20 protein-coding genes are annotated in these 23,373 nt (G+C 48.8%); 9 read left to right on the forward strand and 11 right to left on the reverse strand.

Translation table 11 applies throughout. The annotated features are described in order from the left end of the window. Positions 1–5 precede the first annotated feature (5 nt). Together gatA and gatC are read right to left on the reverse strand one after the other, a co-directional pair. The gene (gene gatA / locus ACYQ1O_RS12215) at positions 6–1,457 is read right to left on the reverse strand and encodes an Asp-tRNA(Asn)/Glu-tRNA(Gln) amidotransferase subunit GatA (protein WP_459992033.1); all 1,452 of its coding nucleotides are present in this window, start codon (positions 1,455–1,457) and stop codon (positions 6–8) included. A 15-nt stretch (positions 1,458–1,472) separates the two neighbouring features. Next, a complete protein-coding gene (gene gatC / locus ACYQ1O_RS12220) occupies positions 1,473–1,760 on the reverse strand; it encodes an Asp-tRNA(Asn)/Glu-tRNA(Gln) amidotransferase subunit GatC (protein ID WP_459992034.1) in 288 nt (95 codons plus the stop codon). A gap of 112 nt (positions 1,761–1,872) precedes the next feature. Here gatC and ACYQ1O_RS12225 point away from each other — a divergent pair, with 112 nt between their 5' ends. From ACYQ1O_RS12225 to ACYQ1O_RS12250, 6 genes are all read left to right on the forward strand, one after another. Further along, positions 1,873–2,916 carry a rod shape-determining protein gene (locus ACYQ1O_RS12225; protein ID WP_459992035.1) on the forward strand — a complete coding sequence of 348 codons (1,044 nt, stop codon included), beginning with the start codon at positions 1,873–1,875 and terminating at the stop codon, positions 2,914–2,916. Between the two features lie 65 nt (positions 2,917–2,981). Further along, positions 2,982–3,293, forward strand: coding sequence for a hypothetical protein (locus ACYQ1O_RS12230; protein WP_459992036.1), 312 nt, complete (start codon positions 2,982–2,984; stop codon positions 3,291–3,293). Positions 3,294–3,490: 197 nt separating this feature from the next. Continuing rightward, on the forward strand, positions 3,491–4,378 hold the full coding sequence (mreC, locus tag ACYQ1O_RS12235) for a rod shape-determining protein MreC (protein ID WP_459992369.1): 888 nt from the start codon (positions 3,491–3,493) through the stop codon (positions 4,376–4,378). Beyond that, on the forward strand, positions 4,365–4,853 hold the full coding sequence (gene mreD, locus ACYQ1O_RS12240) for a rod shape-determining protein MreD (protein WP_459992038.1): 489 nt from the start codon (positions 4,365–4,367) through the stop codon (positions 4,851–4,853). The genes mreC and mreD overlap by 14 nt, the downstream gene beginning before the upstream one ends. A gap of 18 nt (positions 4,854–4,871) precedes the next feature. Then, on the forward strand, positions 4,872–6,710 hold the full coding sequence (gene mrdA / locus ACYQ1O_RS12245) for a penicillin-binding protein 2 (RefSeq protein ID WP_459992040.1): 1,839 nt from the start codon (positions 4,872–4,874) through the stop codon (positions 6,708–6,710). Positions 6,711–6,764: 54 nt separating this feature from the next. Beyond that, positions 6,765–7,220: a DciA family protein gene (locus ACYQ1O_RS12250; protein WP_459992041.1), complete on the forward strand. Its 456-nt coding sequence runs from the start codon at positions 6,765–6,767 to the stop codon at positions 7,218–7,220. 5 nt (positions 7,221–7,225) lie between these two features. On the opposite strand, the gene lpxC is transcribed toward ACYQ1O_RS12250, so the two are convergent. From lpxC to ACYQ1O_RS12270, 4 genes are all read right to left on the reverse strand, one after another. Then, positions 7,226–8,149 carry a UDP-3-O-acyl-N-acetylglucosamine deacetylase gene (gene lpxC, locus ACYQ1O_RS12255; protein WP_459992042.1) on the reverse strand — a complete coding sequence of 308 codons (924 nt, stop codon included), beginning with the start codon at positions 8,147–8,149 and terminating at the stop codon, positions 7,226–7,228. A gap of 164 nt (positions 8,150–8,313) precedes the next feature. Beyond that, on the reverse strand, positions 8,314–9,420 hold the full coding sequence (gene ald / locus ACYQ1O_RS12260; RefSeq protein ID WP_459992043.1) for an alanine dehydrogenase: 1,107 nt from the start codon (positions 9,418–9,420) through the stop codon (positions 8,314–8,316). Positions 9,421–9,564: 144 nt separating this feature from the next. Continuing rightward, a complete protein-coding gene (locus ACYQ1O_RS12265; RefSeq protein ID WP_459992045.1) occupies positions 9,565–10,536 on the reverse strand; it encodes a 2-hydroxyacid dehydrogenase in 972 nt (323 codons plus the stop codon). 116 nt (positions 10,537–10,652) lie between these two features. Then, entirely contained in the window at positions 10,653–11,819 is a 1,167-nt protein-coding gene (locus ACYQ1O_RS12270) for an aminotransferase class V-fold PLP-dependent enzyme (RefSeq protein ID WP_459992046.1), read from the reverse strand. Between the two features lie 266 nt (positions 11,820–12,085). Here ACYQ1O_RS12270 and ACYQ1O_RS12275 point away from each other — a divergent pair, with 266 nt between their 5' ends. The 3 genes from ACYQ1O_RS12275 (at position 12,086) to sucD (ending at position 15,189) form a co-directional block, all read left to right on the forward strand. Further along, positions 12,086–13,036 carry an HpcH/HpaI aldolase/citrate lyase family protein gene (locus ACYQ1O_RS12275; protein WP_459992047.1) on the forward strand — a complete coding sequence of 317 codons (951 nt, stop codon included), beginning with the start codon at positions 12,086–12,088 and terminating at the stop codon, positions 13,034–13,036. Positions 13,037–13,109: 73 nt separating this feature from the next. Continuing rightward, complete coding sequence (locus ACYQ1O_RS12280) at positions 13,110–14,300, forward strand: malate--CoA ligase subunit beta (RefSeq protein ID WP_459992049.1); 1,191 nt, start codon at positions 13,110–13,112, stop codon at positions 14,298–14,300. Position 14,301: 1 nt separating this feature from the next. Further along, positions 14,302–15,189, forward strand: coding sequence for a succinate--CoA ligase subunit alpha (gene sucD / locus ACYQ1O_RS12285; protein WP_459992050.1), 888 nt, complete (start codon positions 14,302–14,304; stop codon positions 15,187–15,189). Positions 15,190–15,253: 64 nt separating this feature from the next. Here the strand turns inward: sucD and ACYQ1O_RS12290 are convergent, their stop codons facing one another. The 5 genes from ACYQ1O_RS12290 to ACYQ1O_RS12310 all read right to left on the reverse strand — a co-directional run bounded on the left by ACYQ1O_RS12290 (position 15,254) and on the right by ACYQ1O_RS12310 (position 23,355). Then, positions 15,254–16,846 carry an aldehyde dehydrogenase family protein gene (locus ACYQ1O_RS12290; protein WP_459992051.1) on the reverse strand — a complete coding sequence of 531 codons (1,593 nt, stop codon included), beginning with the start codon at positions 16,844–16,846 and terminating at the stop codon, positions 15,254–15,256. A gap of 126 nt (positions 16,847–16,972) precedes the next feature. Next, positions 16,973–17,257, reverse strand: a complete 285-nt coding sequence (locus ACYQ1O_RS12295) for a hypothetical protein (RefSeq protein ID WP_459992052.1) — start codon at positions 17,255–17,257, stop codon at positions 16,973–16,975. Positions 17,258–17,333: 76 nt separating this feature from the next. Then, complete coding sequence (locus ACYQ1O_RS12300; RefSeq protein ID WP_459992053.1) at positions 17,334–19,676, reverse strand: fatty acid cis/trans isomerase; 2,343 nt, start codon at positions 19,674–19,676, stop codon at positions 17,334–17,336. Positions 19,677–20,228: 552 nt separating this feature from the next. Continuing rightward, a complete protein-coding gene (locus ACYQ1O_RS12305) occupies positions 20,229–21,761 on the reverse strand; it encodes a pentapeptide repeat-containing protein (protein WP_459992054.1) in 1,533 nt (510 codons plus the stop codon). 70 nt (positions 21,762–21,831) lie between these two features. Beyond that, the gene (locus tag ACYQ1O_RS12310; RefSeq protein WP_459992055.1) at positions 21,832–23,355 is read right to left on the reverse strand and encodes a pentapeptide repeat-containing protein; all 1,524 of its coding nucleotides are present in this window, start codon (positions 23,353–23,355) and stop codon (positions 21,832–21,834) included. Positions 23,356–23,373 lie beyond the last annotated feature (18 nt).

Here is a 23,373-nt window from a genome sequence, read left to right on the forward strand (position 1 = left end):
GCGGCTTACTCGAAGTTTTTGGGGATTAACGTGTGCCAATCAGTTGCTTGTTGGTAACAATGAGCAATGTTTAACAATTTGGCTTCTTGAAAATAATTGCCGATAATTTGCAAGCCCGCTGGCAAGCCATTGATGAATCCCGCCGGCACCGACATGGCAGGCAAACCTGCCAAATTGATGGCGATGGTGTAAATGTCTGCCAAATACATTTCTATCGGGTCAGCCATTTTTTCACCGATTCCGAAAGCGGTGCTGGGTGTCACCGGACTCATAATGACATCCACTTCCGACAAGGCTTTTTTGAAATCTTCACTGATTAAGCGGCGGACTTTTTGCGCTTTCAAATAATAAGCATCGTAATAACCAGCTGACAGCGCGTAAGTTCCCATTAAAATCCGGCGTTTGACTTCTTTGCCAAAGGCTTCGCCACGAGAACGGACATACAAATCGGTCAAGTCGGCGGGATTTTCGCAGCGATAGCCAAAACGCACGCCATCAAAACGCGATAAGTTTGCCGAACATTCGGCAGGTGCAATCACGTAGTAAGCCGGAATCGCCAAGTTAAGGTTCGGCATGGAGATTTCTTTAACGCTAGCGCCCAGCTTTTGGTATTCAGCAATCGCCGTTTCCAATACGGCAGCCATATCGGCATTTAAGCCTTCGGCGAAAAACTCTTTCGGTAGACCAATGGTCAATCCCGCCAGCGGTTGGTTGATGTCCGCCAGATAATCCGGCACAGGCTGGTTGGCACTGGTGGAATCTTTCGGATCGAAGCCTGCCATAGCCTGCAATAAAATGGCGGCATCTTCGGCGCTGCGGGTCATCGGGCCGCCTTGATCCAAACTGGAAGCATAGGCGATCATGCCGAAACGCGAGACACGTCCGTAAGTAGGCTTCAAGCCGGTAATGCCGCATAAGGCTGCCGGTTGGCGGATAGAACCGCCGGTATCGGTGCCGGTCGCGCAGACCGCCAATTGCGCCGCGACGGCTGCTGCCGAACCACCCGAAGAACCACCCGGCACTTTGCCGGTATCCCAAGGATTTTTCACTGCGCCGTAAAAACTGGTTTCGTTGGATGATCCCATCGCAAACTCATCCATGTTGAGTTTGCCAAGCATGACCGCGCCGGCTTGGTTGAGCTTTTCCACCACGGTGGCGTTATAAGGCGCAATAAAGTTGTCGAGCATTTTCGAGCCACAACTGGTTTTAACGCCTAGCGTACAAAAAATATCTTTGTGCGCCATTGGAATGCCGGTCAACAATTCGGCATCGCCTTGCGCCAAACGGGCATCGGCGGCTTGCGCAGCCTGTAAGGCCTGCTCTTCGGTGACAGTGATGTAAGCGTTCAGGTCTTGATGTTGCTTAATGCGCGTCAAAAAGGCCTGCGTCAGTTCAACGCTGGAAAATTCGCGGTTGCGCAGGCCTTGGGCCAATTGGCTTATGGTTTTGTTATGCATACTTAGAGAATTCCTTTACTCGATGACTTTAGGGACAAGATACAGCCCGTCTGCAACTTGCGGGGCAATGGTTTGGAAATGGTCGCGTTGGTTATTTTCACTCACCACGTCGGCACGTAGCCGTTGGCTTTGGTCTAACGGATGCGCCATCGGTTGTACGCCGTCGGTGTCCACTTCGCCCATTTGCGCCATTAACGCCAACAGGCCGGAGAGGTCTTCCGCATAGGCAAGCACATCGCCTTCATCAATACCCAAACGCGCCAAGTGCGCGATTTTATTTACATCTTCTGCCGTCAACGACATTTTTTACTCCCTGAAAAATAAAGCAATTTGATTATAATACTTTATATCTTGCCCAAATACCCGCTTGATTGATAAAGTAGCAGCATTTTACTCGCCATAGGCACAGGTACTAATGTTCAAACGAATTCGCGGCCTTTTTTCCAATGATCTGTCGATAGATTTAGGGACCGCCAATACCTTGATATACATTCCAGGACAAGGCATTGTCCTTAACGAACCCTCCGTGGTCGCCATTAAAGAAGACAAAGTGCGCGGTCAAAAAACCATCGCGGCGGTCGGTATGGACGCCAAACGTATGTTAGGCCGCACACCAGGCAACATCACCGCCATCCGTCCATTAAAAGACGGCGTGATTGCCGACTTTGCTGTCACCGAACGCATGTTGCGTTTCTTTATTGAAAAAGTCCACAAAAGCAAATTGTTGCGCCCAAGCCCACGCATTTTAATTTGCGTACCGTGCGGCTCTACGCAAGTGGAGCGCCGCGCCATCCGCGAATCGGCAGCGATGGCGGGTGCGCGCGAAGTGTACCTGATTGAGGAACCGATGTCCGCTGCGATTGGCGCTGGTTTGCCAGTGGATGAAGCGTGCGGTTCGATGGTCTTGGACATTGGCGGTGGCACCTCAGAAGTGGCGGTTATCTCCATCAACGGCATTGTTTATTCCAATTCCGTACGCATTGGCGGCGACCGTTTTGATGAAGCCATCATCAATTATGTACGCCGCAACTACGGCACTTTAATTGGTGAAGCCACTGCCGAGCGCATCAAACTGGAAATTGGCACCGCTTACCCGGGCAGCCAAGTCAAAGAAATCGAGGTCAAAGGCCGTAACCTTGCCGAAGGCGTGCCACGCAGCTTTGCCCTGAACAGCAATGAAATTCTTGAAGCCTTGCAAGAACCTTTGTCGGGCATTGTTGGCGCAGTCAAAGTGGCCTTGGAACAAACCCCACCCGAATTAGGTTCGGATGTCGCCAATCGCGGCATTTATCTGACTGGCGGCGGCGCGTTGCTTAAAGACATTGACCGCCTGATTGCCGAAGAAACCGGCTTGCCGGTGCATATCGCCGACGACCCGCTCACCTGTGTGGCACGCGGCGGCGGTATGGTGTTGGAGTTATTGGATAAGAAGGGTGTTTCGACGTTTTCGTTGGAATAACAGAGCAAGGATTTCGAATTTATCTTGTGAAGCTTTCTATGATTTAGGCTTAGGAGATTAAGAAAGTGAATAAAATTGATGAACTTAGAAATGCCCACGCACAAGGCTTTTTGTCAGACGAAGATTTTGCAAACAGGCTGTCGTTTTTAACATCTGCGGATAACAGAAACCAGCAGCCAGAAAACACCTCAAGTCTCTCTTCTGAAGCCACTGATCTTGCCAAACGCTTGATGAAATCAGATATGGCTACCGATATGGCGGCAGGCGCGGTTGGTGGGGCGGTTATCGCTTCAGTTATCCCAATTCTAGGCACGGGTACTGGCGCTATCGTTGGAGCTGCGGTGGGTGCTTTTAAAAACTTTACAAAATCACGTTAGTTAAGTGCTGAATAGGCTTGTTCTCTATACTTTATACAGCACGAACGTAACCACTTTTATGCTTATCGAAAAAGTCAATTCAGTAACTAGACTCCCGCACATTAAGAGTTAAGCCGCCGCTTTCAAGCGGAATACTGAACTTTTCAGAACGCCCCGCCCCTTCTACCGGCAATATTTCAGGCATAAGGAGCCACACCATCAAACTGCTATTCGCCACCGGCCCTTCCCTTAACACCCGTTTGCTTGTTGCGGTTATCGCTTCGATTGCCTTATTGGTCATCGAACACCGCAGCCAGCAGCTGAGCGTGTTCCGTTCGGCCTTATCGTTTGTTGTCGACCCGCTAAAATATTTAGTCAGCCTACCCGTCTCCCTGATTGACAACGCCAGTAATACACTCAGTACCTATGCATCGTTACAAGACGAAAACCAACGCCTACGTGAAAGCCAGCTTATCCACCAAACCCGTTTGCTGAAGCTGGAAGCATTGGAAAAAGAAAATATCCGCCTGCGTGCCTTGCTGGACAATTCATTCAAACTGGGCGAACAAGTCTTGGTGGCGGAAATTTTGTCCGTGAAAACCGCACCTTATGAACACATCGTCACCGTCAACAAAGGCACACGCTTTGGTGTACATCCACACCAACCGGTGCTGGATGCCAATGGTGTGGTTGGACAAGTGTTCCGCTCGCAACCGCTGACTTCTGACATCATGCTGATTACCGACCTTAACCATGCCATTCCGGTTGAGGTGAACCGCAACGGCTTATTGACTATCGCCGTCGGCAGCGGTCAGCTTAACAAGCTGATTTTGCCGTATTTGCCCAATAATGCCGATATTCATCCTGGCGACCTGTTGATTACCTCCGGCCTTGGCGGCACGTTTCCGCAAGGCTATCCGGTGGCGGTGGTCGACCAGTTCACCTCGCAACCCAACAAGCCGTTTGCCACCATTACCGCCACACCTAAAGCCCAGCTGGACCGCAACCGTGAGCTGATGATTGTGTGGGGCAACGCCGCCTCCATCCCGCTGATTGGCAAACCCGCAAATCCGCAGCCCGAACCCGAAAACCATGACCAACCCTGATTTTTACGGCGCAGGCCGCATCGTTACCACGCTCTTGCTCGCCATGTGCCTAAGAATTGCACCGTGGCCTGAGCCGCTTATCGTCTTCAACCCCGATTGGGTGCTGCTGGTGCTGATTTACTGGGCGTTGGCCTTGCCCGAACGGGTCGGCATTTTCCACGCCTGGTTTTTCGGCCTGCTCACCGATGTGCTGACGGGCAGATTGCTAGGCCAATACGCCCTCGCCTATTCGCTGGTGATTTACATTTGCCTAAAATTGCATAAACGGTTGCGGCAATTCCCTTTGCTGCAGCAAGAACTGTATATTTTCTTTTGCTTGCTGCTCTCGCAACTCTTATTGTTCTTAATCAAAAATCTGCAAAACCCCGCACAACTCCATGCCAGCTTTTGGATACCGGTGTTCACCGGTACGCTGTTTTGGCCTGTGGTCTATTTCAGCCTGCGCTTTGTCAGGCTGGTGCGCGGCATCCGTTGACGTCCCGATTGCACTGCCATGTCCAATAGCTTTTACGTCAAAGACAACAGCGTTGAAACCCGCCTGTTCTTCAACCGCATCGTCGCCGCGTTTATTGTCATCATATTGCTGACCTCAGGCCTGATTGTACGGCTTATTTATTTACAAATTGTCGGACACGAACACTACGCCTCCCTCGCCAAAGACAACAGCATCAAAATCATGCCGATTGTGCCCAGCCGAGGCATGATCTACGACCGCAACGGCAAAATCTTGGCGGAAAACCGCTCGTCTTACAGCTTGGAAATCATTCCCGAACAAACCCCCAATATCGACGACACTTTGAAGCGCCTGCAAGTGTTGTTGGATATTCCCGACGAAAAAATCGACGCTTACCAAAAGCAGCGTAAACGCCAAAAGCCGTTTACCAGTACGCCGTTGCTGATTGGCCTGAACGACCAGGAATTGGCGAAATTTGCCGTGGTCAGGCCGTATTTTCCGGGGGTTGACATCCGCACCCGCTTGGTCAGGTATTACCCCTATGGCGAACTGACATCGCATGTGGTCGGCTATGTGGGGCGTATCAACGAAACCGAGCTGAAAGAACTGCCGGTTGCTGAATACCGGGGTTCCAGCCATATCGGCAAACTGGGTATTGAAAGCGCCTATGAAGTGGAGCTGCATGGCAAAACCGGCTATGCGGAAATAGAAACGAACGTGCAGGCACGGCCTTTAAACACGCTGAGCGAGAACAACGCCTATGCCGGGTCCGATTTGTACCTGACTTTGGACATCGACCTGCAAAAAACCGCTTACGAAGCACTGGGCAACTACAACGGCGCGGTGGTGGCTTTGGACATCAAAACTGGCGGTGTCTTGGCCTTTGCCAGCCGCCCAGGTTTTGACCCCAACCCGTTTGTAGTCGGCATCGACAACGCGTCTTACCAAGCCCTGCAAGGTTCAGAAAACCAACCGCTCTACAACCGCGCCTTAAGGGGTCTGTATCCGCCCGGCTCGACCATGAAGCCGTTTATCGCCTTAGCTGGTTTGGAATACGACACCATCAACGCCCAGCAGAAACTGTTCTGCCCGGGTTATTACCAATTGCCCGGCGTTAGCCATAAATACCGCGACTGGAAACGCGGCGGGCACGGCTCCGTCAACTTAAACCAAGCGATCACCGAATCGTGCGACGTGTATTTTTATCGGTTGGCGTCCATGCTGGGCATCGACAATTTACATGCCTTCTTGCAAAAATTCGGCTTTGGCGAAAAATCTGGCATTGATTTATTAGGCGAAAAGCCCGGCATTTTGCCGTCAAGGGAATGGAAGCTGGCGCAAAAAAACCGTGTTTGGTATCCGGGCGACACGCTTATCACCGGCATTGGTCAGGGCTATCATCAAGTCACGCCCCTACAACTGGCACGAGCCACCGCCACGCTGGCCAACCGTGGCAATATCGTCACGCCGTTTTTGGTTGACCGGCTTGTCACCGCCAAAGAAACCCGTCCTGGCCCTGAAGCCCATAAAGGCTCAATCCCGTTAAAATCCGCCAACATCAATAGCGTTATTGAAGGTATGGTCAACGTCGTACACAGCCAGCACGGCACAGCCAAGGGCATCAACAAAAACATCGCTTATCAAATTGCCGGCAAAACCGGTACAGCCCAGGTGATGGGCATCAAACAAAACGCCCGCTACAACGAAAATGAAATTGACTTTAAATACCGTGACCACGCGTTGTTTATCGCCTTTGCACCGGTGGACAACCCTAAAATCGCGGTGGCGGTGATTGCCGAAAACGGTGGGCATGGCGGCTCGGTAGCCGCGCCTATTGCGGGTGCGGTCATTAAGCAATACCTTAAAGAACAGCCTTGATTGTTTTCCCTACCTGTCGGAAAACAACAGCCCATTTTCCCTACGCATAACGCTATGTCAAAACAACCTCAATCTTTTAAGCCCGCCACGCTGATAAATAATCAAATATTGGCGTATCTGCACGCCCAAGTTGCCGACCACGAGCGGCTTAAATTAAGGGTTTGTTCGCTATTGCCCGATACGCTTGGCAAACAAATTTTGCATTGTGCCATCCGCAATAAGAAGTTGTTAATCTTTACCAATTCAAGCTTATGGGCTTCGCAACTGCGTTTTTACCGCACTAATCTGATGGCGAACGCCGGTGACAACCACGCTATCGAGGATGTGCAAATCAAAGTGTTGGTGAAGCAGACGGGGGTGTCGGTCAGCGCATTACCCAAGCCGGCAGTGCCGTCGCTTGAAACGCTGGCGGTTATCCAACAACAAAGCGTTTATGTGTCGGATAACGAATTGCAGCAGGCTTTGCAAAGGCTCAGCACGACACTTAAAAAATTGTCGGCAGAGCCTTAAAGCGTTTAGTTGGTAGGGCGTGGTGATTGTGCTGAACGCATAAAGGAAATGGGCGCTTCTTCTTCTTCGTCAAAAGTGACCATTTCCCAAGCGTCGGCATCATCCAATAAGGTGCGCAGTAGTTTGTTGTTTAACGCATGGCCTGATTTATAACCCGTAAAACCGCCAATCAGGCTATGGCCTAACAAGTACAAATCGCCAATCGCGTCGAGGATTTTGTGCTTTACAAACTCATCGGCGTAGCGCAAACCGTCTTCATTGATAATTTTGGTATCGTCAACAACAATGGCGTTATCCAAGCTGCCGCCTAATGCCAAGTTGTTTTTTCTTAGCATTTCAATGTCTTTCATAAAACCGAAAGTTCTGGCACGGCTGACTTCTTTCACGAACGTGGTTGAAGAGAAATCCATGGTCGCAGTTTTGACATGGTCTTCAAAAGCAGGATGTTCAAAGTCGATGGTGAAAGTGACTTTAAAACCGTCGAACGGCTCAAAAGCGGCCCATTTGTCGCCATCTTCAACGCGGATGCTGCGTTTGATGCGGATGTATTGTTTGGGGCTGTCTTGCTCTTCGACACCCGCCGATTGCAGTAAAAACACAAAAGGCCCGGCACTGCCGTCCATAATGGGCACTTCGGCGGCGCTGACATCAATAATGGCGTTGTCGATGCCCAAGCCGGCAAACGCTGACAACAAATGTTCGATAGTAGAAACTTTTACGCTGCCGGATACCAAGGTGGTGGATAGGTTGGTTTCACCGACATTACGGGGGGTCGCTTGAATGGTGACAGGTTCGTCCAGGTCTACTCGACGGAAACGGATGCCCGTATTGGCTTCAGCGGGGCGTAAGGTTAAATACACTTTATCGCCAGTGTGCAAGCCGACACCTGTGGCTCTAATGGTGTTTTTTAAAGTTCGCTGTTTAATCATGTTGTCAGTAACCCAAAGAGGAGCAAATATGAAGCAAAGTTGGCAATATTATCACAATGATTGGCAAATTAAGAGCTTGAATGCGAGTTTACGGGAGGATGGAAGAAGAATGGCTGATTGAAGCCCAAGCATTTTGGGCTTCAATAGGCTTGGCAATATCACATTTAGGCCAAGGCATTAAGGGGATCGGTATAAGGCAGGCCAAACGCTTCGGCAACAGCACGATAAGTCACCCCGCCTTGATGGGTGTTTAAGCCCAGTTGCAAAGCAGGGTTGGCCTTGACCGCCGCCAACCCCTGCTCCGCCAATTGCAAAATATAAAGGGCCGTTTGGTTGTTCAGCGCAAAAGTGCTGGTCCGTGGCACGGCACCCGGCATGTTGGCGACGCAATAATGGACAACGCCATCAATTTCATAAGTAGGGTTGCTGTGCGTGGTCGGGCGCGTCGTTTCCACACAACCGCCCTGATCGACCGCCACATCGACAATCACTGCGCCTTTGCGCATGTTGGGCAGCATCTCACGGCTAATTAACCACGGCGCGCGGCCGCCTGGGATCAACACAGCACCAATCACCAAATCGGCTTGGTACACCGTTTCTTCAAGGCTATATTCATTACTGATGCGGGTTTGCAATTGCCCACGGTAGAGGTCGTCCAAATATTTTAGGCGTTCATGGCTGATGTCCAGCACCGTTACCTGCGCGCCCATACCAACCGCCACACGGGCGGCATTCAAACCGACCACGCCCGCACCTAACACCGCCACTTGTGCCGGTGCAACACCCGGTACACCGCCCATCAAAACGCCGCGACCACCATGCGATTTTTGCAAGTAGACCGCTCCTACCTGAGTCGCCATCCGACCAGCCACTTCGCTCATCGGTGTCAGTAAGGGCAAACGCCCGTCAATTTGGACAGTTTCATAAGCGATGCTAGTGCAACCGCTTGCCAATAAAGCCTCGGTTAAGGGCTGATTGGATGCCAAATGCAGATAGGTGAACAACAACAAATCTTTCCGCAAAAAACCGTATTCCGAAGCAATCGGCTCCTTAACTTTAACCACCAATTCTGCGGCCCAAGCATCAGCGGCATCGGCGACCATTTCTGCGCCGGCGGCTAGATATTCGCCATCAGACAAGGCACTGCCCTCGCCTGCGCCGCGTTGCACCAACACCCGATGCCCACGTTTCGTTAAAGCTTTCACGGTTGCGGGCGTCATCCCAACCCGATTTTCGTTATCCTTAATTTCTTTAGGTAATCCGATCAGCATAAAAGCCCCTCAGTTTTGAAAATAAAGATGGTTTTAGAAAGGCCAGTTTACTGGCTGTTTGGCTAAGGATGAAAATTTTGTTGGGGCAAATAGGAGGAATGGATTAACAACATCGGGGCAACGATCCCGACAAGATAACCTCTGTTAAACGACGCGGTCATCCGGCTCGCTACCCGCAAAATAAGCGGCGATATTGTGCAGCACCCGATTGCCCATCGCCGTGCGGGTCTCTTCGCTAGCACTGCCTAAGTGCGGCAACAAAGTAACGTTGCTAAGGTTTAAAAAACCGGGGTTCAAATGCGGCTCACCTTCGTACACATCCAAACCTGCGCCAGCAATCCAACCTTCTTGCAAGGCTTTAATCAAGGCATTGCTGTCCACCACATCGCCACGGGCCGTGTTGATTAAATGTGCCGTTGGACGCATCAGCTTTAGGCGCTGTTCGTTGATTAAATGCTTGGTTGCGGCACCGCCTGGGCAATGTAAAGAGACAAAATGCGCTTCGGTGAGCAGCTCGTCAACACTTTCGCAGCGAACGGCCTGCAACTCGTCAACAATGGCTTGATCGGGCGCGGATGGCACGTAGAAAATGATTTTCATGCCGAAGCCATGATGCGCTTTACGGGCCATCGCTTGGGCAATGCGACCAAAACCAATCAGACCCAAGGTTTTGCCGGTGACTTTTTGCCCCAGCAATTGCGTCGGCCCCCAGCCTTGCCATTGGTTTTGTAAAATCATGCGCTCACCTTCAGCAGCGCGGCGGGCGGACATCAACAACAGCAACATGCCGATGTCGGCGGTGCAATCGGTCAGCACATGCGGGGTGTTGGTAACCAGCACACCTTGTTCTTTAGCGGCATTGATATCGATATTGTTGTAACCCACACCAAAATTGCCAATGATTTTAACGCGGCGGTTTTCGACGTTGATAATATCGGCAGTGATCGGATCGGTTACGGTCGGCAATAAAGCATCGGCGGATTGCATGGCAAGCTTGAGTTCGTCGGCACTCATGGGCGTGTCAGACGCATTCAGCTGCACGTCGTACAAGGCTTTCAGCTGGGTTTCCACTTCGACAGGCCAGCGGCGGGTGACAATAACTTTGGGTTTGCTCATAGAGAACTCCGTACAAGAGAGGGGATGTGTGGAGTATAGCGTAACTCGGCGATGCCGGTTAATAGAGCTGGGCTAAGAATTTAGCCCAGCAACAAGACAGGATTTGCCAGTAGCAATTACTTGACAGTTGAACGGTAATATTCAATGGCTGCCGCGACGCCGCTGCCTGGGACAATATCAAAACCGCTGTCCAATAAGGCCATTTCCACGCCTGCGATAGCGCCCAACATAGAAACGTCGTTCATATCGCCAACGTGACCAATACGGAACACTTTGCCTGCCACTTCTGACAAACCAGCGCCTAAAGAAATGTTGTATTTGCTAAATGCAGTGCTGATAACAGTACGTGCATCTTTGTCTTCAGAGACAACCACGGCAGTCACAGTGTCCGAGGCAAAACCCGGTTGGGCGCATTCTTTCATGCCCCAAGCAGCAACTGCCCGACGCGTACCTTCCGCCAAACGGTGGTGACGTGCGTAAACGTTTTCCAAGCCTTCTTCCAACAACATATCCAAGGCTTTACGCAAACCGTACAGCAATGGCAAGTTGGGGGTGTAAGGTGTATAGCCGTTAGCGTTGTTGGTCATTTGGTCTTTCAAATCCAAGAAACAACGCGGATAAGTTGAAGTTTCCACGGCTGCCAAAGCTTTTTGGCTGAAGGCAACAAACGCGCCGCCTGCTGGCAACATAAAGCCTTTTTGTGAACCGCTGATTGCACCGTCTACACCCCATTCGTCCATGCGGAACTCCAAGCTGGCAATCGAGCTAACGCCGTCAACAAACAAGAATGCAGGGTGGCTGGCGGCATCCATCGCTTTGCGTACGCCCGCGATGTCGCTGGTAACGCCTGTGGCAGTTTCGTTGTGGGTTGCCAAAACCGCTTTAATGGTGTGGTCGCTGTCTTCTTTCAGACGCGCTTCCAATTGGTCTAAAGGAATGCCCATGCCCCAAGGCACTTGATGAATTTCAACTTCAAAACCTAAGCGTTTCGCCATTTCCGCCCACAAGTGGCTGAATTGGCCAAAACGGTAAATCAACACTTTATCGCCAGGGTTTAAGGTGTTGGTCAGGGCAATTTCCCAGCCTGCTGTACCAGTGGCGGGATAAATAAAGGCTTGTCCGGTTTCGGTGCGGAAGATTTTTTTCAGGTCTTCCAGCAAAGGTGTCAGCAATTTTGGGAATACCGGCGAACGGTGGTCTTCCATCGCCACATGCATTGCGTTCAAAATTTCATTAGGCACGTTAGTTGGGCCTGGGATATAGAGATGGTTACGACCAGCCATGGATTGCCTCTTAAAAAAAATTAGCGTTGGTTAAGGTTGGATAGCGTATTTGTTCGCTAAAACAAATGCCAAAAAACCGAGAATAATGACATAGCAACCACTATTCAGCAACATTTGATTAGAAATATTACAAAAAAATGCACGTTAAAAATTGACATTGTTAAGCCTGAAAGTAGAATGGGCGATTTATTTGTTTCCAGCCCAGGCTAAGGTTAACCGTTAAGCACTGCGCTCCCGATATTTAAGTCATTTGTTAGGTAGGTAATATGAGTCACACCTTATACACAGCGTCTGTACAACGCGTCCAACGTTGTGAATTAGCCGTTCCAGGTTCCAATCCCGGGATGTTTGAAAAGGCCATGAAAAGCGGCGCCGATTTCATCTTTTTGGACTTGGAAGATGCCGTGGCTCCCGATGACAAATTGCAGGCCCGCAAAAACATCATCGAAGCCATCAACGACTTGGATTGGAAAGGCCACGGTGTGACCGTTTCCGTCCGCATCAACGGCTTGGACACCCAATACATGGTGCGTGATGTCGTTGACTTGGTCGAACAAGCGGGCAGCAAAATCGACACCCTATTAATCCCCAAAGTCGGTGTTTATGGCGACGTCTATATGGTTGAAGCCATGCTCAACCAATTGGAAATGCAAGAAGGCCTGAAAAACAAAATCGGCATTGAAGCCCTAATTGAAACCGCTTTAGGCATGGCAAACGTTGAAGACATCGCCCGCCAAGGCGCTCACGGCCGTTTGGAAGCCCTGCATTTTGGCGTTGCCGACTATGCCGCCAGCAACCGCGCCCGTACCACCAATATCGGTGGCCTTAACCCAGACTATCCAGGCGACCAATGGCATGCCGCCATCAGCCGCATGACTGTTGCCTGCCGCGCCTACGGCTTACGTCCAATCGACGGTCCGTTCGGCGACTTTAAAGACCCTGAAGGCTATAAAATGGCTGCCAGACGCGCTGCTGCCTTAGGTTGTGAAGGCAAATGGGCCATCCACCCTTCCCAAGTTGAGCTTGCCAACGACGTATTCACGCCGCCAGCTGCCGAAGTGGACAAAGCCAAACGTATCTTGGTTGCCCTACAAGAAGCTGCCGCTCAAGGTAAAGGTGCAGCCGCACTGGACGGACGTTTGATTGATGCCGCTTCTGAAAGGATGGCAAACAACATCGTCAAGGCTGCTGAAGCAATTGCCGCAAAAAACCAATAACAACCACTGCAACCTATGCAGAGCGTAGCGTTAGCTACAGAACAATAACAACAGAAATCAAAGAGGATATGCTGTGGATATTCATGAGTATCAAGCAAAAGAATTATTAAGCGGTTACGGTGTAAAAACCGCTGAAGGCGGCTTGGCTTACAGCCCAGAAGATGCAGTCCAACGCGCCCGTGAAATCGGCGGACATATTTGGGCGGTTAAAGCACAAATCCATTCCGGCGCACGCGGCAAAGCGGGCGGCATTAAAATCTGCAAAACCCACGACGAAGTAGAAGCCGCAGCAGGGCAATTGTTAGGCAAACGCCTGGTGACCCATCAAACCGGCCCAGCGGGTAAAGTCTGCTCAAGACTGTATGTAGAGGCTGGCACCGACATCGCCAAAGAATTGTATTTCTGCTTTTTGGTTGACCGTAGCTCCGAACGCATCGTCATGGTCGGCTCGGCACAAGGCGGCATGGACATCGAAGAACTGGCGGTTACCCAACCTGATGCCATCAAAAAAATCTACATTGAACCCGCTGTTGGCCTGCAAGACTTCCAAGCCCGCGAAATGGCCTTCGCCTTAGGTTTAGATGCCGAAATTTTAAGCCACGCCGTCAAAACCATTAAAGGTTGCTACCGCGCCTTGCGTGACCTTGACGTCAGCATGTTGGAAATCAACCCTTTAGTGGTCACCAAAGGCGGCGAATTGATCGCCCTAGATGCCAAAATGGGCATTGACGACAACGCCCTGTTCCGTCAACCCAAAGTTGCCGAACTGCGCGACAAAACCCAAGAAGACCCCCGCGAAACCGCTGCCGCTGACCGTGGACTGAGCTATGTCGGCCTCGACGGCGACATCGGCTGTATGATTAACGGTGCCGGTTTGGCGATGGCGACCATGGACATGATTAAACTGGCTGGCGGCGAACCTGCCAATTTCTTGGACGTTGGCGGCGGCGCATCGGCAGAACGTACCGAAAAAGCCTTCCGTTTGGTGTTGGCTGACCAAAACGTCAAAGCCATGCTGGTCAACATTTTTGCCGGTATCAACCGTTGTGATTGGATTGCCGAAGGCGTGGTGCAAGCGGTCAGAAAAATCGACATGAAAGTGCCGCTCATCGTGCGCTTATCCGGTACTAACGTTGCCGAAGGCAAACGCATCATCGCCGACAGCGGCCTACCCATCATCACTGCCGACACCTTGGCAGAAGCCGCCGAGAAAGCGGTGCAAGCGCGTAATGCCGTCGTTGCCGCCGCGGCTCAGGAGAAATAACATGGCTATTTTTATTAACGAAAACACCCGCATCATCGTTCAAGGCATCACCGGCAAAATTGGCAGTTTCCACGCCGAAGACATGCTCAAATACGGCAGCAAAGTCGTTGGCGGTGTTACTCCAGGTAAAGGTGGACAACAACATTTAGGCTTGCCGGTTTTCAACACCGTTAAAGAAGCCGTCGAAGCCACGGGCGCGGAAGCCAGCATCGTCTTTGTACCCCCCGCATTTGCTGCCGACTCCATCATGGAAGCCGCTGATGCCGGTATTAAATACTGTGTCTCCATCACTGACGGTATCCCTACCCAAGACATGATGACCGTCAAAAACTTCCTGCGCCGTTTCCCCATTGAAAGCCGCATGGTGTTAACCGGCCCCAACTGCGCCGGTACTATCAGCCCAGGCCGCTCCATGTTGGGCATTATGCCAGGCCACATCTACATGCAAGGCAACGTCGGCATCGTCGGTCGTTCTGGCACCTTAGGTTACGAAGCGGCAGACCAGCTGAAACGTTTGGGTATCGGCGTATCAACTTCTGTCGGTATTGGTGGCGACCCGATTAACGGCAGCTCGCACCGCGATGTTTTGGAAAAGTTTGAGCAAGACCCCGACACCAAAGTGGTGCTGATGATTGGTGAAATCGGCGGCCCACAAGAAGTGGAAGCGGGCTTGTACGCCAAAGAACACATGAGCAAACCCGTCATTGCTTATATTGCCGGTTTGACTGCGCCAGAAGGCCGCCGCATGGGTCATGCCGGTGCCATCATTTCTTCAGCTGGCGAAAGCGCAGCAGAAAAAGTGGCATTGCTGAAAGACTTGGGCGTCACCATCTGCCCAACGCCTGCGGCAATGGGCGAAACCGTTGCAGCAGTTTTAGCCAAACTGTAATTGCTGGCCTACGGAGTCCAAAAACAAGTTTTTTGGACTCCAAACAGCGGCAAACAACACGCTGCTAATCGCCATCACCCCGCAAAAAAATCCAACTATTCCTCAGATGCTGGCGCAAATTCAGCGACGAATATTTCTGAAACGCCCGCAGTTGCAGTGCATTTCTGACAATACGCTGGAACAAACTCCCCGCCCCAAACAGCAAATCGATAAACGCCCGCATTTCTTGATAACGCGTTTCGGAATACGGAAACCAATTCGGTTCGTCATCCAAACCGGTTCGGCTGGTCACGCCTGCAACCGTGTAAGTGAATTGCCGTAAACCTTCCGCGCCGTGATAGCGCCCAAAGCCACTGTTTTTGACACCGCCGAACGGCAAACCGGCATGACCGATGTTTTTAATGACATCATTCACCGCCCAATTTCCCACTTGCAATTGCTTAGCAACATGCTCGGCTTTGGGAATATCTTTGCTCCATACGCTAGCGTTCAAACCAAAATCGCTGTCATTTGCCAAATCAATGGCATGGTTTTCTGATTCAAACGCCATCACCGGCAACAAAGGCCCAAACGTCTCTTCACGCATGATAAGCATATCGTGAGTTACATCCCATAATACGACCGGATACACATAGCGCCCATCCAAGCGTAAAGGTGATGACGCTTTTGCACCTTTGGCAATGGCATCGTTGTAATGGGCTTCAATAACGGCGAATTGTTTTAGGCTGGTCAAGCCACCCAAATCACCGAACTCCCCATGCCCGACGGTGATTGTCGCCACCGCTTCCCGCAGTTGCCCGACAAAATCTGCATAACAACTGGCTTCAACATAACAGCGCTCAATTGATACACACACTTGCCCACTGTTGCTGAACGCCCCGTACATGGCGGCTTTCACCGCACGCTGCAAATGCGCATCGGCAAACACGATCATGGCATCTTTGCCACCTAATTCCAGCATGACCGGAATCGGATGCTGCGCCGCCCGCGCCATCACCGCCCTGCCCGCTGCTACGCTACCTGTAAAAAAGACTAAATCCGGCCTTGCGTTGATAAGCTGCGCACCGGTTTCCGCTTCGCCGATGACTTGTTGCACCAAACCTTTAGGCAAATCCAGCTTCGCCAACAAAGCTTCTATCAATTCGCCAACGGGCAAACTCAGTTCGGACATTTTGAAAATCACCGCATTACCGCCGAATAAAGCGGTCAACAACGGGCTTAAGGTCAGTTGGAACGGGAAATTCCACGGCGAAATAACCGCCACCACACCATAAGGTTTCCGTTCGTAAGCTGCGCTGGCTTGTGGAAACGCCAGCGGCGCAGTGTGGACTGGTCTCGGCGCGAGGATGTCGGTTGCGTGTTGTTGATAATAACGCAGCAATTCCAGCACGAAATAAATCTCGCCCAACAACACTTCCGTTTTCACTTTGCCGGTGGCGGATTGGATGACCTCGACGATGTGGTCAAAATCAGCCAAAATAATGGCTTGCAGTTTCGCCAAAACAGCAACGCGTTGCTTAATATCTGTTTGCACCCAAACCCCTGCCGCTTGCCGCGCAGACGCCATGCATCCATCTATCTCAGCAACATCACTGATAACATAAGACTTTAACGGCTGGTCGGTTAAAACCGAGGTGGTGGTAATCAATTTGCTCATATCGAATCTTTAATTATTTAACAGTACCCTGAACGCAAGAAAACATTTTCGTTTATTGACCTTTGCGCCAAAAGTACTTTATTACCTGAAGGACAATATCGAAAAAACTAACGACCTTCCCCGCCCTTAATTCAGATCCACAACCCCGAAAATTTGGTGCTTTCGGTTCTCGCTTTCCATGCCAACATACATAAACCCTGCCGGTAAAGCGACTGTTTTCGTGTGCATTTCAACGATATGGATCACATCGTCGGCAGAAAAATCACCATCGTCCTGTAATTGAAATAAATCTTGCCGATACGCATCATCCAGAAAATCTAAAGTCGCTGTTGCGGTAAAAGCCGTATAGGTTTCGGCAACGCCTAATTGTTTGGCGGCGGATTGGTTTTGTGAGGGGCTTAGTTTAGTCATGTATTATTTTGTTTTGATTAGATGATTGGCTTCAAAAATTCAGAGGAGGCAATTATACATCCCCCGAATCCGACTCTTACTTGTTCTCAATCCGGTTCAAATCAAATAACCCGGCTTCAACCGGAAACGTCTTACGATAAGCAGCCAATAAGGTGTCGTAATGTTCCCAAAATTTTGGATTTGTCCGCCGAACTGCAAACAGCGCCGTCAAATCGGTATAAGCGGCTGTGGAGTTTAGCTTTTTCACCGTTGCAATAAATTGAGGTAATTGGTGGATGCTCAAGCGATAAAACGCATTCGGATAAGCCCCTAAAAAACCAGGAACCAGCGTTAACGTATCCTCGTCCAACAAGCGGCGGTCTTCTTCTTTGAACAATTCGGAGACATTACTGTGCGCGCTATTGCGTAACAAGGTGAAATGATGGGGCTGCTGATAGACGTCGTTAATGGTGATAAACGCAGTTTCGGGCAGGTAAGAAACTGCTTTGCCTTTGAGGCTGGCGAGCTGCTGCAACAACGCAAAGGCCTCTGGGAAATCGGATTGCGCCAAATCGTAACGTTGATCCAACACCGGCTCGAGGTGCTGTTTCCACAAGCTGGTAAACTCAGGCCAAGGCTCTTGGGTTTTATACAGAATCCCAGTGTTTTGGAAATACAATCGCTGGCTGGCATGCAAATGCTCAAACACGGCATCAGGCGCGTTGCGGTACCATTTTTGTTGCACGGTTTCGCGCATCGACATCGGCAAAAAAGCCAGGACATTTTGCTCGCCTTCCATACGCAAAAAATCCATGTACAAGCGGGCTTGTAATTGGTGGGCGGTGGTGCCGAAGACATCAAAGCCTGCCACCAGCAAATAATGGATGCGCTCCAGCAAGGGGTAGCCGAGAATCATTGCAGTCTGCGGTTGCTCGCCCACTAAACCTTGGACGATGCTGGCATTGTCAAAATTTCTAAACACAGTCAGCGCGGCATTTTGGTTGTTACCGTCACCATCCCATAACAGCGATAAATTAGGCTGGTTTTGTCCGACCAGCATTTTGTTCAGCAACACACTTTTGGCGCGTAAATAATCGGCTTCCTTATCCGCATAAGATTGCCATTTCAATAAACTGGTCAAGCTTTGGTCGCTAATCGGCAAATTCGCCTGTTTGAGTGCAGTCGCCAAAAAGGCTTGGCTTTCTTGAACCGGATTATCGGGATGGACAAAACCAATCCAAAAATAATCGTTGATGACGTTGATCGCGACTTGCCCACGACAAACTGGGCCTTTGATGAAGCCCATCACAGTGAATTGCGCCTCATCGAGCATCAAGCGATAACGCGAACGCACCGGGATTTGTTCGAAGGCGATAAACGGATTGGAGGCGACTTCGGGTTGATACGATGGCAAATACGTGACGTCATAAGGTGCGTCAAGAAACCACGTTTTGACACGCTGCATCTTGGCATCATTCAGCGCGTAAGGCATGTGAGTTTTAGCCAACAATGTCCCCTGCACCGGACGTAGACGGTAGTAAACCCGCGCCACTTGCGGATCGGCAAAGGGCCGTCGTGAGTTTATCAATTGGATAGCCTGGCCGGGCGGGGTTTTCGAGCGTACCAATTCAAAGAAATCGTGTTCAGGTAGATCGTCAAAATACAAATGTGCAAGAAACCAATGTTCGTAAATGTAACGGCTCATCAACTGGGCTTTCAGGCTGTCGCCATTTAAAAACGTTTCCCATTGCCTAGCCTTATCGAGTTGGCTTTTTGCCAAGGCGGGCGAGGCTTCTACAGGCGCCCCCGCTTCCAGCCAACGCAGCAAAGTTTGTTGTTCCTTATTGGTCAACGCTGGCAAACCGTAGGGCATTCCCCATTCGGGATGCTCTTTGGCAAAATCGGCAAATTCTTCCAAGGCGGGGCAGGACTGTTCCCGGTACAAATCAAAATCATAAAGTTCGGCAGGCAATAAACCTGTTTTGGGGAACAGATGCTGCTTTTTTAACTGTAGCATGTTCGCCATAACACTCGCCTCGCGGTTCGTGACCGGATCAGCATAGCGCTCATTAAGCATCGGAACAAAACCTTTTAGCCGCCACTGCTGATTGGTCTGGGCATCGGTAAACAAGCGCGTGGGCGTCATCATCGACAAGCGTAATTCGTCATAGATTTTTTCTTTGCTCGCACCACGGGTAATGCCTTCATAACTGCCCATTTGCAATTGGCAAGGCGCGTCAAAACAGCCGTGACATACCGTGCAACGGCTGTCGGTAATGGGTTTGACATCGCGGCGATAGCTGACGTTGGCAGCGGTGGAGATAGGGTGGTCGAAACGGGCGGGGTTGGCATCGCCGTATTGTTGGTCGAGTTGGTAGCGTGTATAAGCTGCGCAATTTGCCAGCAACAACAGGAGAAAAAATAGCAGTAGGTTGCGCATTTGAAGCCTTGGTTTAATGGCTGATGCTAGACATTGTCCGCTATCTGTAGATAAAAATAAGAAAAAGCTTTGTTTATCATAATATCAGGCAAGCATAGCCATTGAACGAATGTGCGGGTTTATCGAAAGTAGCGTGAAAAGTCATGACCTGTGATGTTTTTGCCGCAACAACTGCCTCGCCAAATTATTGACAAAGGATTGACTGTGCCAGCATTTAATTATGCGTTGTTAATGCCTCGCGCCTCTGCGTCTTGGGCGTTGATTAAGACAAATTGCTCGCCTTGGCCTTTGATTTTTTGTTCCATTCGCGTAACAGGCATTCAAAAAGCCGAGGCTTTTGGGAGAGACGATGCTAAGCGGAAATTTTTCTGCCAATTCGGGATTGGAGGTGGCGGTTTCTCTGGGTGACACGTTTTCGGGCAAAACTTAACCCGCCTCTATATTTTCAAAAAACCAGTCTATTTATTGTCATTTTGAAAGCTAAATTGTGGTTAAAGATGCAGTTACTAAAACAAATTTTGAATTAAGCTTTTAAGATGCGGGACTAGAAGGTTATTTGCACGTTTTCACACCTACACTGTGCGGATCAAAACCGATAGGCCAAGTAGTTGCAAACATTCCACAAGTATTGGCGTTAGTGAACTTAGTGTTTTTTATCTTTGCCTTCGCCAACGAGCTACCATTTAAAGCCGCCTTGGTGAAATCAGCACCTTGTAAATCGGCATGACTAAAATCAACCTTTTCTAGCTTAGCTTCGGTAAAGTCTGCATGTTGAAGTTTCGCGCCAACAAACTTTGTCCCGCCAGTATATTGAACGTTGCGAAATGTCGCGTTAGTAAGTATTGCTCCGGTGAAATCACAATCCAATAAAGTTGCTCCGGTAAAGTCTGTATGACGTAAATCTGCATTTGAAAAATTGAAATTCCACAGATTGGCATTGCGAAAATTCGCTCCGATAAGATTCTTACCCGCAAAAAAATCGTTAGCATTCTCTTCATATTCGATATTTCCGAATTGAGTATAACCACTAAAATCTTTGATATAACCACTAAAATCACGGGCGTTTTTATCCACTTCTGATCCTCTTTCCAGATAAAGCAAAGACAAGGTTTCACCGTGGCGGGCTGCGTGATTATTCGGGTCAATTTTCAGAATGTTTCGGTAGTCAGATAAGGTTTGTGCGTAGAGTATTTTTTTGTCTTTATCGTTTTCATCATATGCACGCTGAAATTTCACATCAGTAAGTCCTACCCATCCAGCCACATTTTTGGGATGGTGCAAGCGCAATTCCTGATAAGCCCATTCCGCTGAATCAAAATCATGGTATTGCAAATACAATGCGCCTTGTTCTGTTAGCAAGGCTGGGTTGCGTGGTGATAACTGAAGTGCCGTTGTCAATTGTTCCTGTTTTTGCCGATAGGCGTCTAAAGCTTTTTTGTAACTCAAATCACCGTCTTTAATGGCTAAATAATAAGTGGAACCTCCACATCGAGAAGTGCGATAGCCTTTTAGAAGATCGCCATCCGCAAACACCATTTCTTCTTCTCCGATGGTAACAATACCTACAGAAGGTCTTTTAACTACGATATTTTCAAGGACAGGCCCTTTATAGGACGCCAGCATTTTATATTTGATCTGATATTTGACGAAATCATGTAATGCACTTGGCGCTTGGTAAAAAAGCTTGTAACGATCGGGATCATTCTGTGGATTTATTGCTTTTAACGTGACGTTTAGTTTGTCAAAGTATTTAACATCACTACGAAACCATATTTTCTCTATCGCTTCATTAACGATAACTTTATCAAAAAGCAAAATCTTGACCTCAATAACTTTGCCTTTAAAAATCAGATCACTTTTTTGTATAAGCTCATCTGGTGTAAAAGGGATGCACATACTTGCCAAACCTAAAGCTGGTTTGCCTAACAAAACCAAAAGACTCAATACATGAAATAGTGTAGAGCTTCGTTTTGCTGTGCGGTAGTTTTTGTCTCGCGATTGATTTTTTAGGGAAATAACGAATAAGCATGAAATAAATTTAACAAGCCCTGTATATTTTCTTAAAACCAGTAAGTTAATCATCATTTTGAAAGCTAAATTGTGGCAAGGGAGGCCGTATGAACCCTAAAAATATTGAAACAGGCTTTTTAAAAGGTTATTTGCAGTTCTTCACACCTGCAAGCAGTGGATTAAAACCGATAGGCCAATAGATACTATCGATACAAACATGTGCATTATTAAATTTGACATTATTTAATTTGGCTGAATTTAATGGACTCCGATATAAACCCGCTTTACTAAAATTTCCTCCCCGTAAGTCGGCATTACGAAAATCCACAACTTCTAAATATGCTTCGGTAAAATCAGCACCTTTTAGATCCGCTTTATGAAAATCCATATCTTCTAACTTTGCTCCGGTAAAGTCTGCATGCTGCAGATTAGCACTAATGAACTTTGTCCGATGAGCTTTTTGAAGATTGCGAAATGACGCGTTAGCAAGCATTGCTCCGGTGAAATCACAATTCCATAAACTTGCCCCGGAAAAATCGGCATGGCGTAAATCTGCTTTTGAAAAATTAAAATCCGACAGTTGGGCATTGCGGAAATTAGCCCCTACAAGATTTCTACCGGCAAAAAAATCGTTGGTTTTCTCACTGTAGTTAACATAACCACTAAAATCACGGACGTTTTTATCCACTTCCGACCCTCTTTCCAGATAAAGCAAAGACAAGGTTTCGCCGTGGCGGGCTGCGTGATTATTCCGGTCAATTTTCAGAATGTTTTGGTAATCAGTTAAAACTTGTTCGAATTCGGTTTTGGCTTTGTTATCAAAATAAGCTTTACGAAATGTTCGATGAAATTTGACCTCAGCAAGCCCGACTAATCCAGCCACCTCTTTAGGATGATGCAGCCGAAGTTCCTGATACACCCATTGTGCTGAATTTAAATCATGGTATTGCAAATAAAATGCACCTTGTTCCCTTAGTAGGGCCAGATTGTGCGGTGATAACTGGAGTGCCGTTGTCAGTTGTTCCCTTTTTTCTCGGTAAACATCTAAGGCATTTTGATAACGTAAGCGATTGGCTTCGTTAGATGGATAAAAATAAGAAAAACCCTGGCGTCGCCCTCCTTTAAAGCCCTCCCTGAGGTTGCCATAAGCAAAGACCATGTTTTCTTCCCCTATTTTTCCTGAAGCACTTTCCACCTCTATCTCATCAACAATAGGGCCTTTGTAAAGCACCAACATTTTAAATTTTGTTCTGGAGCTAATGAGTTCTTTCAAAATAAAATGCGGATTCTCAGTCAGTTTTTGGAAATCTTTGGCATTAACATAGGGTTTTATAAGTTTTATCAATTCTTGATAATTAAAGCTTTTGTCAATTTCACTCTGGGTCGAGATTTTTTCAAAGCCATCAGTTATGTCATATTTGTCTAAAAATAGTATTTTTGTACCAATGACTTTCCCTTTAAAAATTAAGTCTGTTTCTCTTATTAGTTCCTCTGGCGTTGAATCTCCGCAAGTAGTTGCTAAACACAGAACCGAATTGCCTAACAAAGCTAAAAAACCTAATAAAAGAAATAGCGGAAAGCTCCATTTTGCTAGGCGGTAGTTTATCTCTGGCGATTGATTGAAGAAGAGTGCGGTAGGCAAACACAAGATATGTGCGATTTTGCTCAAGAAAAATATTTGGGGAAT

It is taken from the genome of Methylosoma difficile, assembly GCF_054657615.1.

Coding starts and splice junctions, on each gene's coding strand:
- gatA (WP_459992033.1), bottom strand. CDS start 1,457: ATGCATAACAAAACCATAAGCCAATTGGCCCAAGGCCTGCGCAACCGC.
- gatC (WP_459992034.1), bottom strand. CDS start 1,760: ATGTCGTTGACGGCAGAAGATGTAAATAAAATCGCGCACTTGGCGCGT.
- ACYQ1O_RS12225 (WP_459992035.1), top strand. CDS start 1,873: ATGTTCAAACGAATTCGCGGCCTTTTTTCCAATGATCTGTCGATAGAT.
- mreD (WP_459992038.1), top strand. CDS start 4,365: ATGACCAACCCTGATTTTTACGGCGCAGGCCGCATCGTTACCACGCTC.
- mrdA (WP_459992040.1), top strand. CDS start 4,872: ATGTCCAATAGCTTTTACGTCAAAGACAACAGCGTTGAAACCCGCCTG.
- ACYQ1O_RS12250 (WP_459992041.1), top strand. CDS start 6,765: ATGTCAAAACAACCTCAATCTTTTAAGCCCGCCACGCTGATAAATAAT.
- lpxC (WP_459992042.1), bottom strand. CDS start 8,149: ATGATTAAACAGCGAACTTTAAAAAACACCATTAGAGCCACAGGTGTC.
- ald (WP_459992043.1), bottom strand. CDS start 9,420: ATGCTGATCGGATTACCTAAAGAAATTAAGGATAACGAAAATCGGGTT.
- ACYQ1O_RS12265 (WP_459992045.1), bottom strand. CDS start 10,536: ATGAGCAAACCCAAAGTTATTGTCACCCGCCGCTGGCCTGTCGAAGTG.
- ACYQ1O_RS12270 (WP_459992046.1), bottom strand. CDS start 11,819: ATGGCTGGTCGTAACCATCTCTATATCCCAGGCCCAACTAACGTGCCT.
- ACYQ1O_RS12275 (WP_459992047.1), top strand. CDS start 12,086: ATGAGTCACACCTTATACACAGCGTCTGTACAACGCGTCCAACGTTGT.
- sucD (WP_459992050.1), top strand. CDS start 14,302: ATGGCTATTTTTATTAACGAAAACACCCGCATCATCGTTCAAGGCATC.
- ACYQ1O_RS12290 (WP_459992051.1), bottom strand. CDS start 16,846: ATGAGCAAATTGATTACCACCACCTCGGTTTTAACCGACCAGCCGTTA.
- ACYQ1O_RS12295 (WP_459992052.1), bottom strand. CDS start 17,257: ATGACTAAACTAAGCCCCTCACAAAACCAATCCGCCGCCAAACAATTA.
- ACYQ1O_RS12300 (WP_459992053.1), bottom strand. CDS start 19,676: ATGCGCAACCTACTGCTATTTTTTCTCCTGTTGTTGCTGGCAAATTGC.
- ACYQ1O_RS12305 (WP_459992054.1), bottom strand. CDS start 21,761: ATGATGATTAACTTACTGGTTTTAAGAAAATATACAGGGCTTGTTAAA.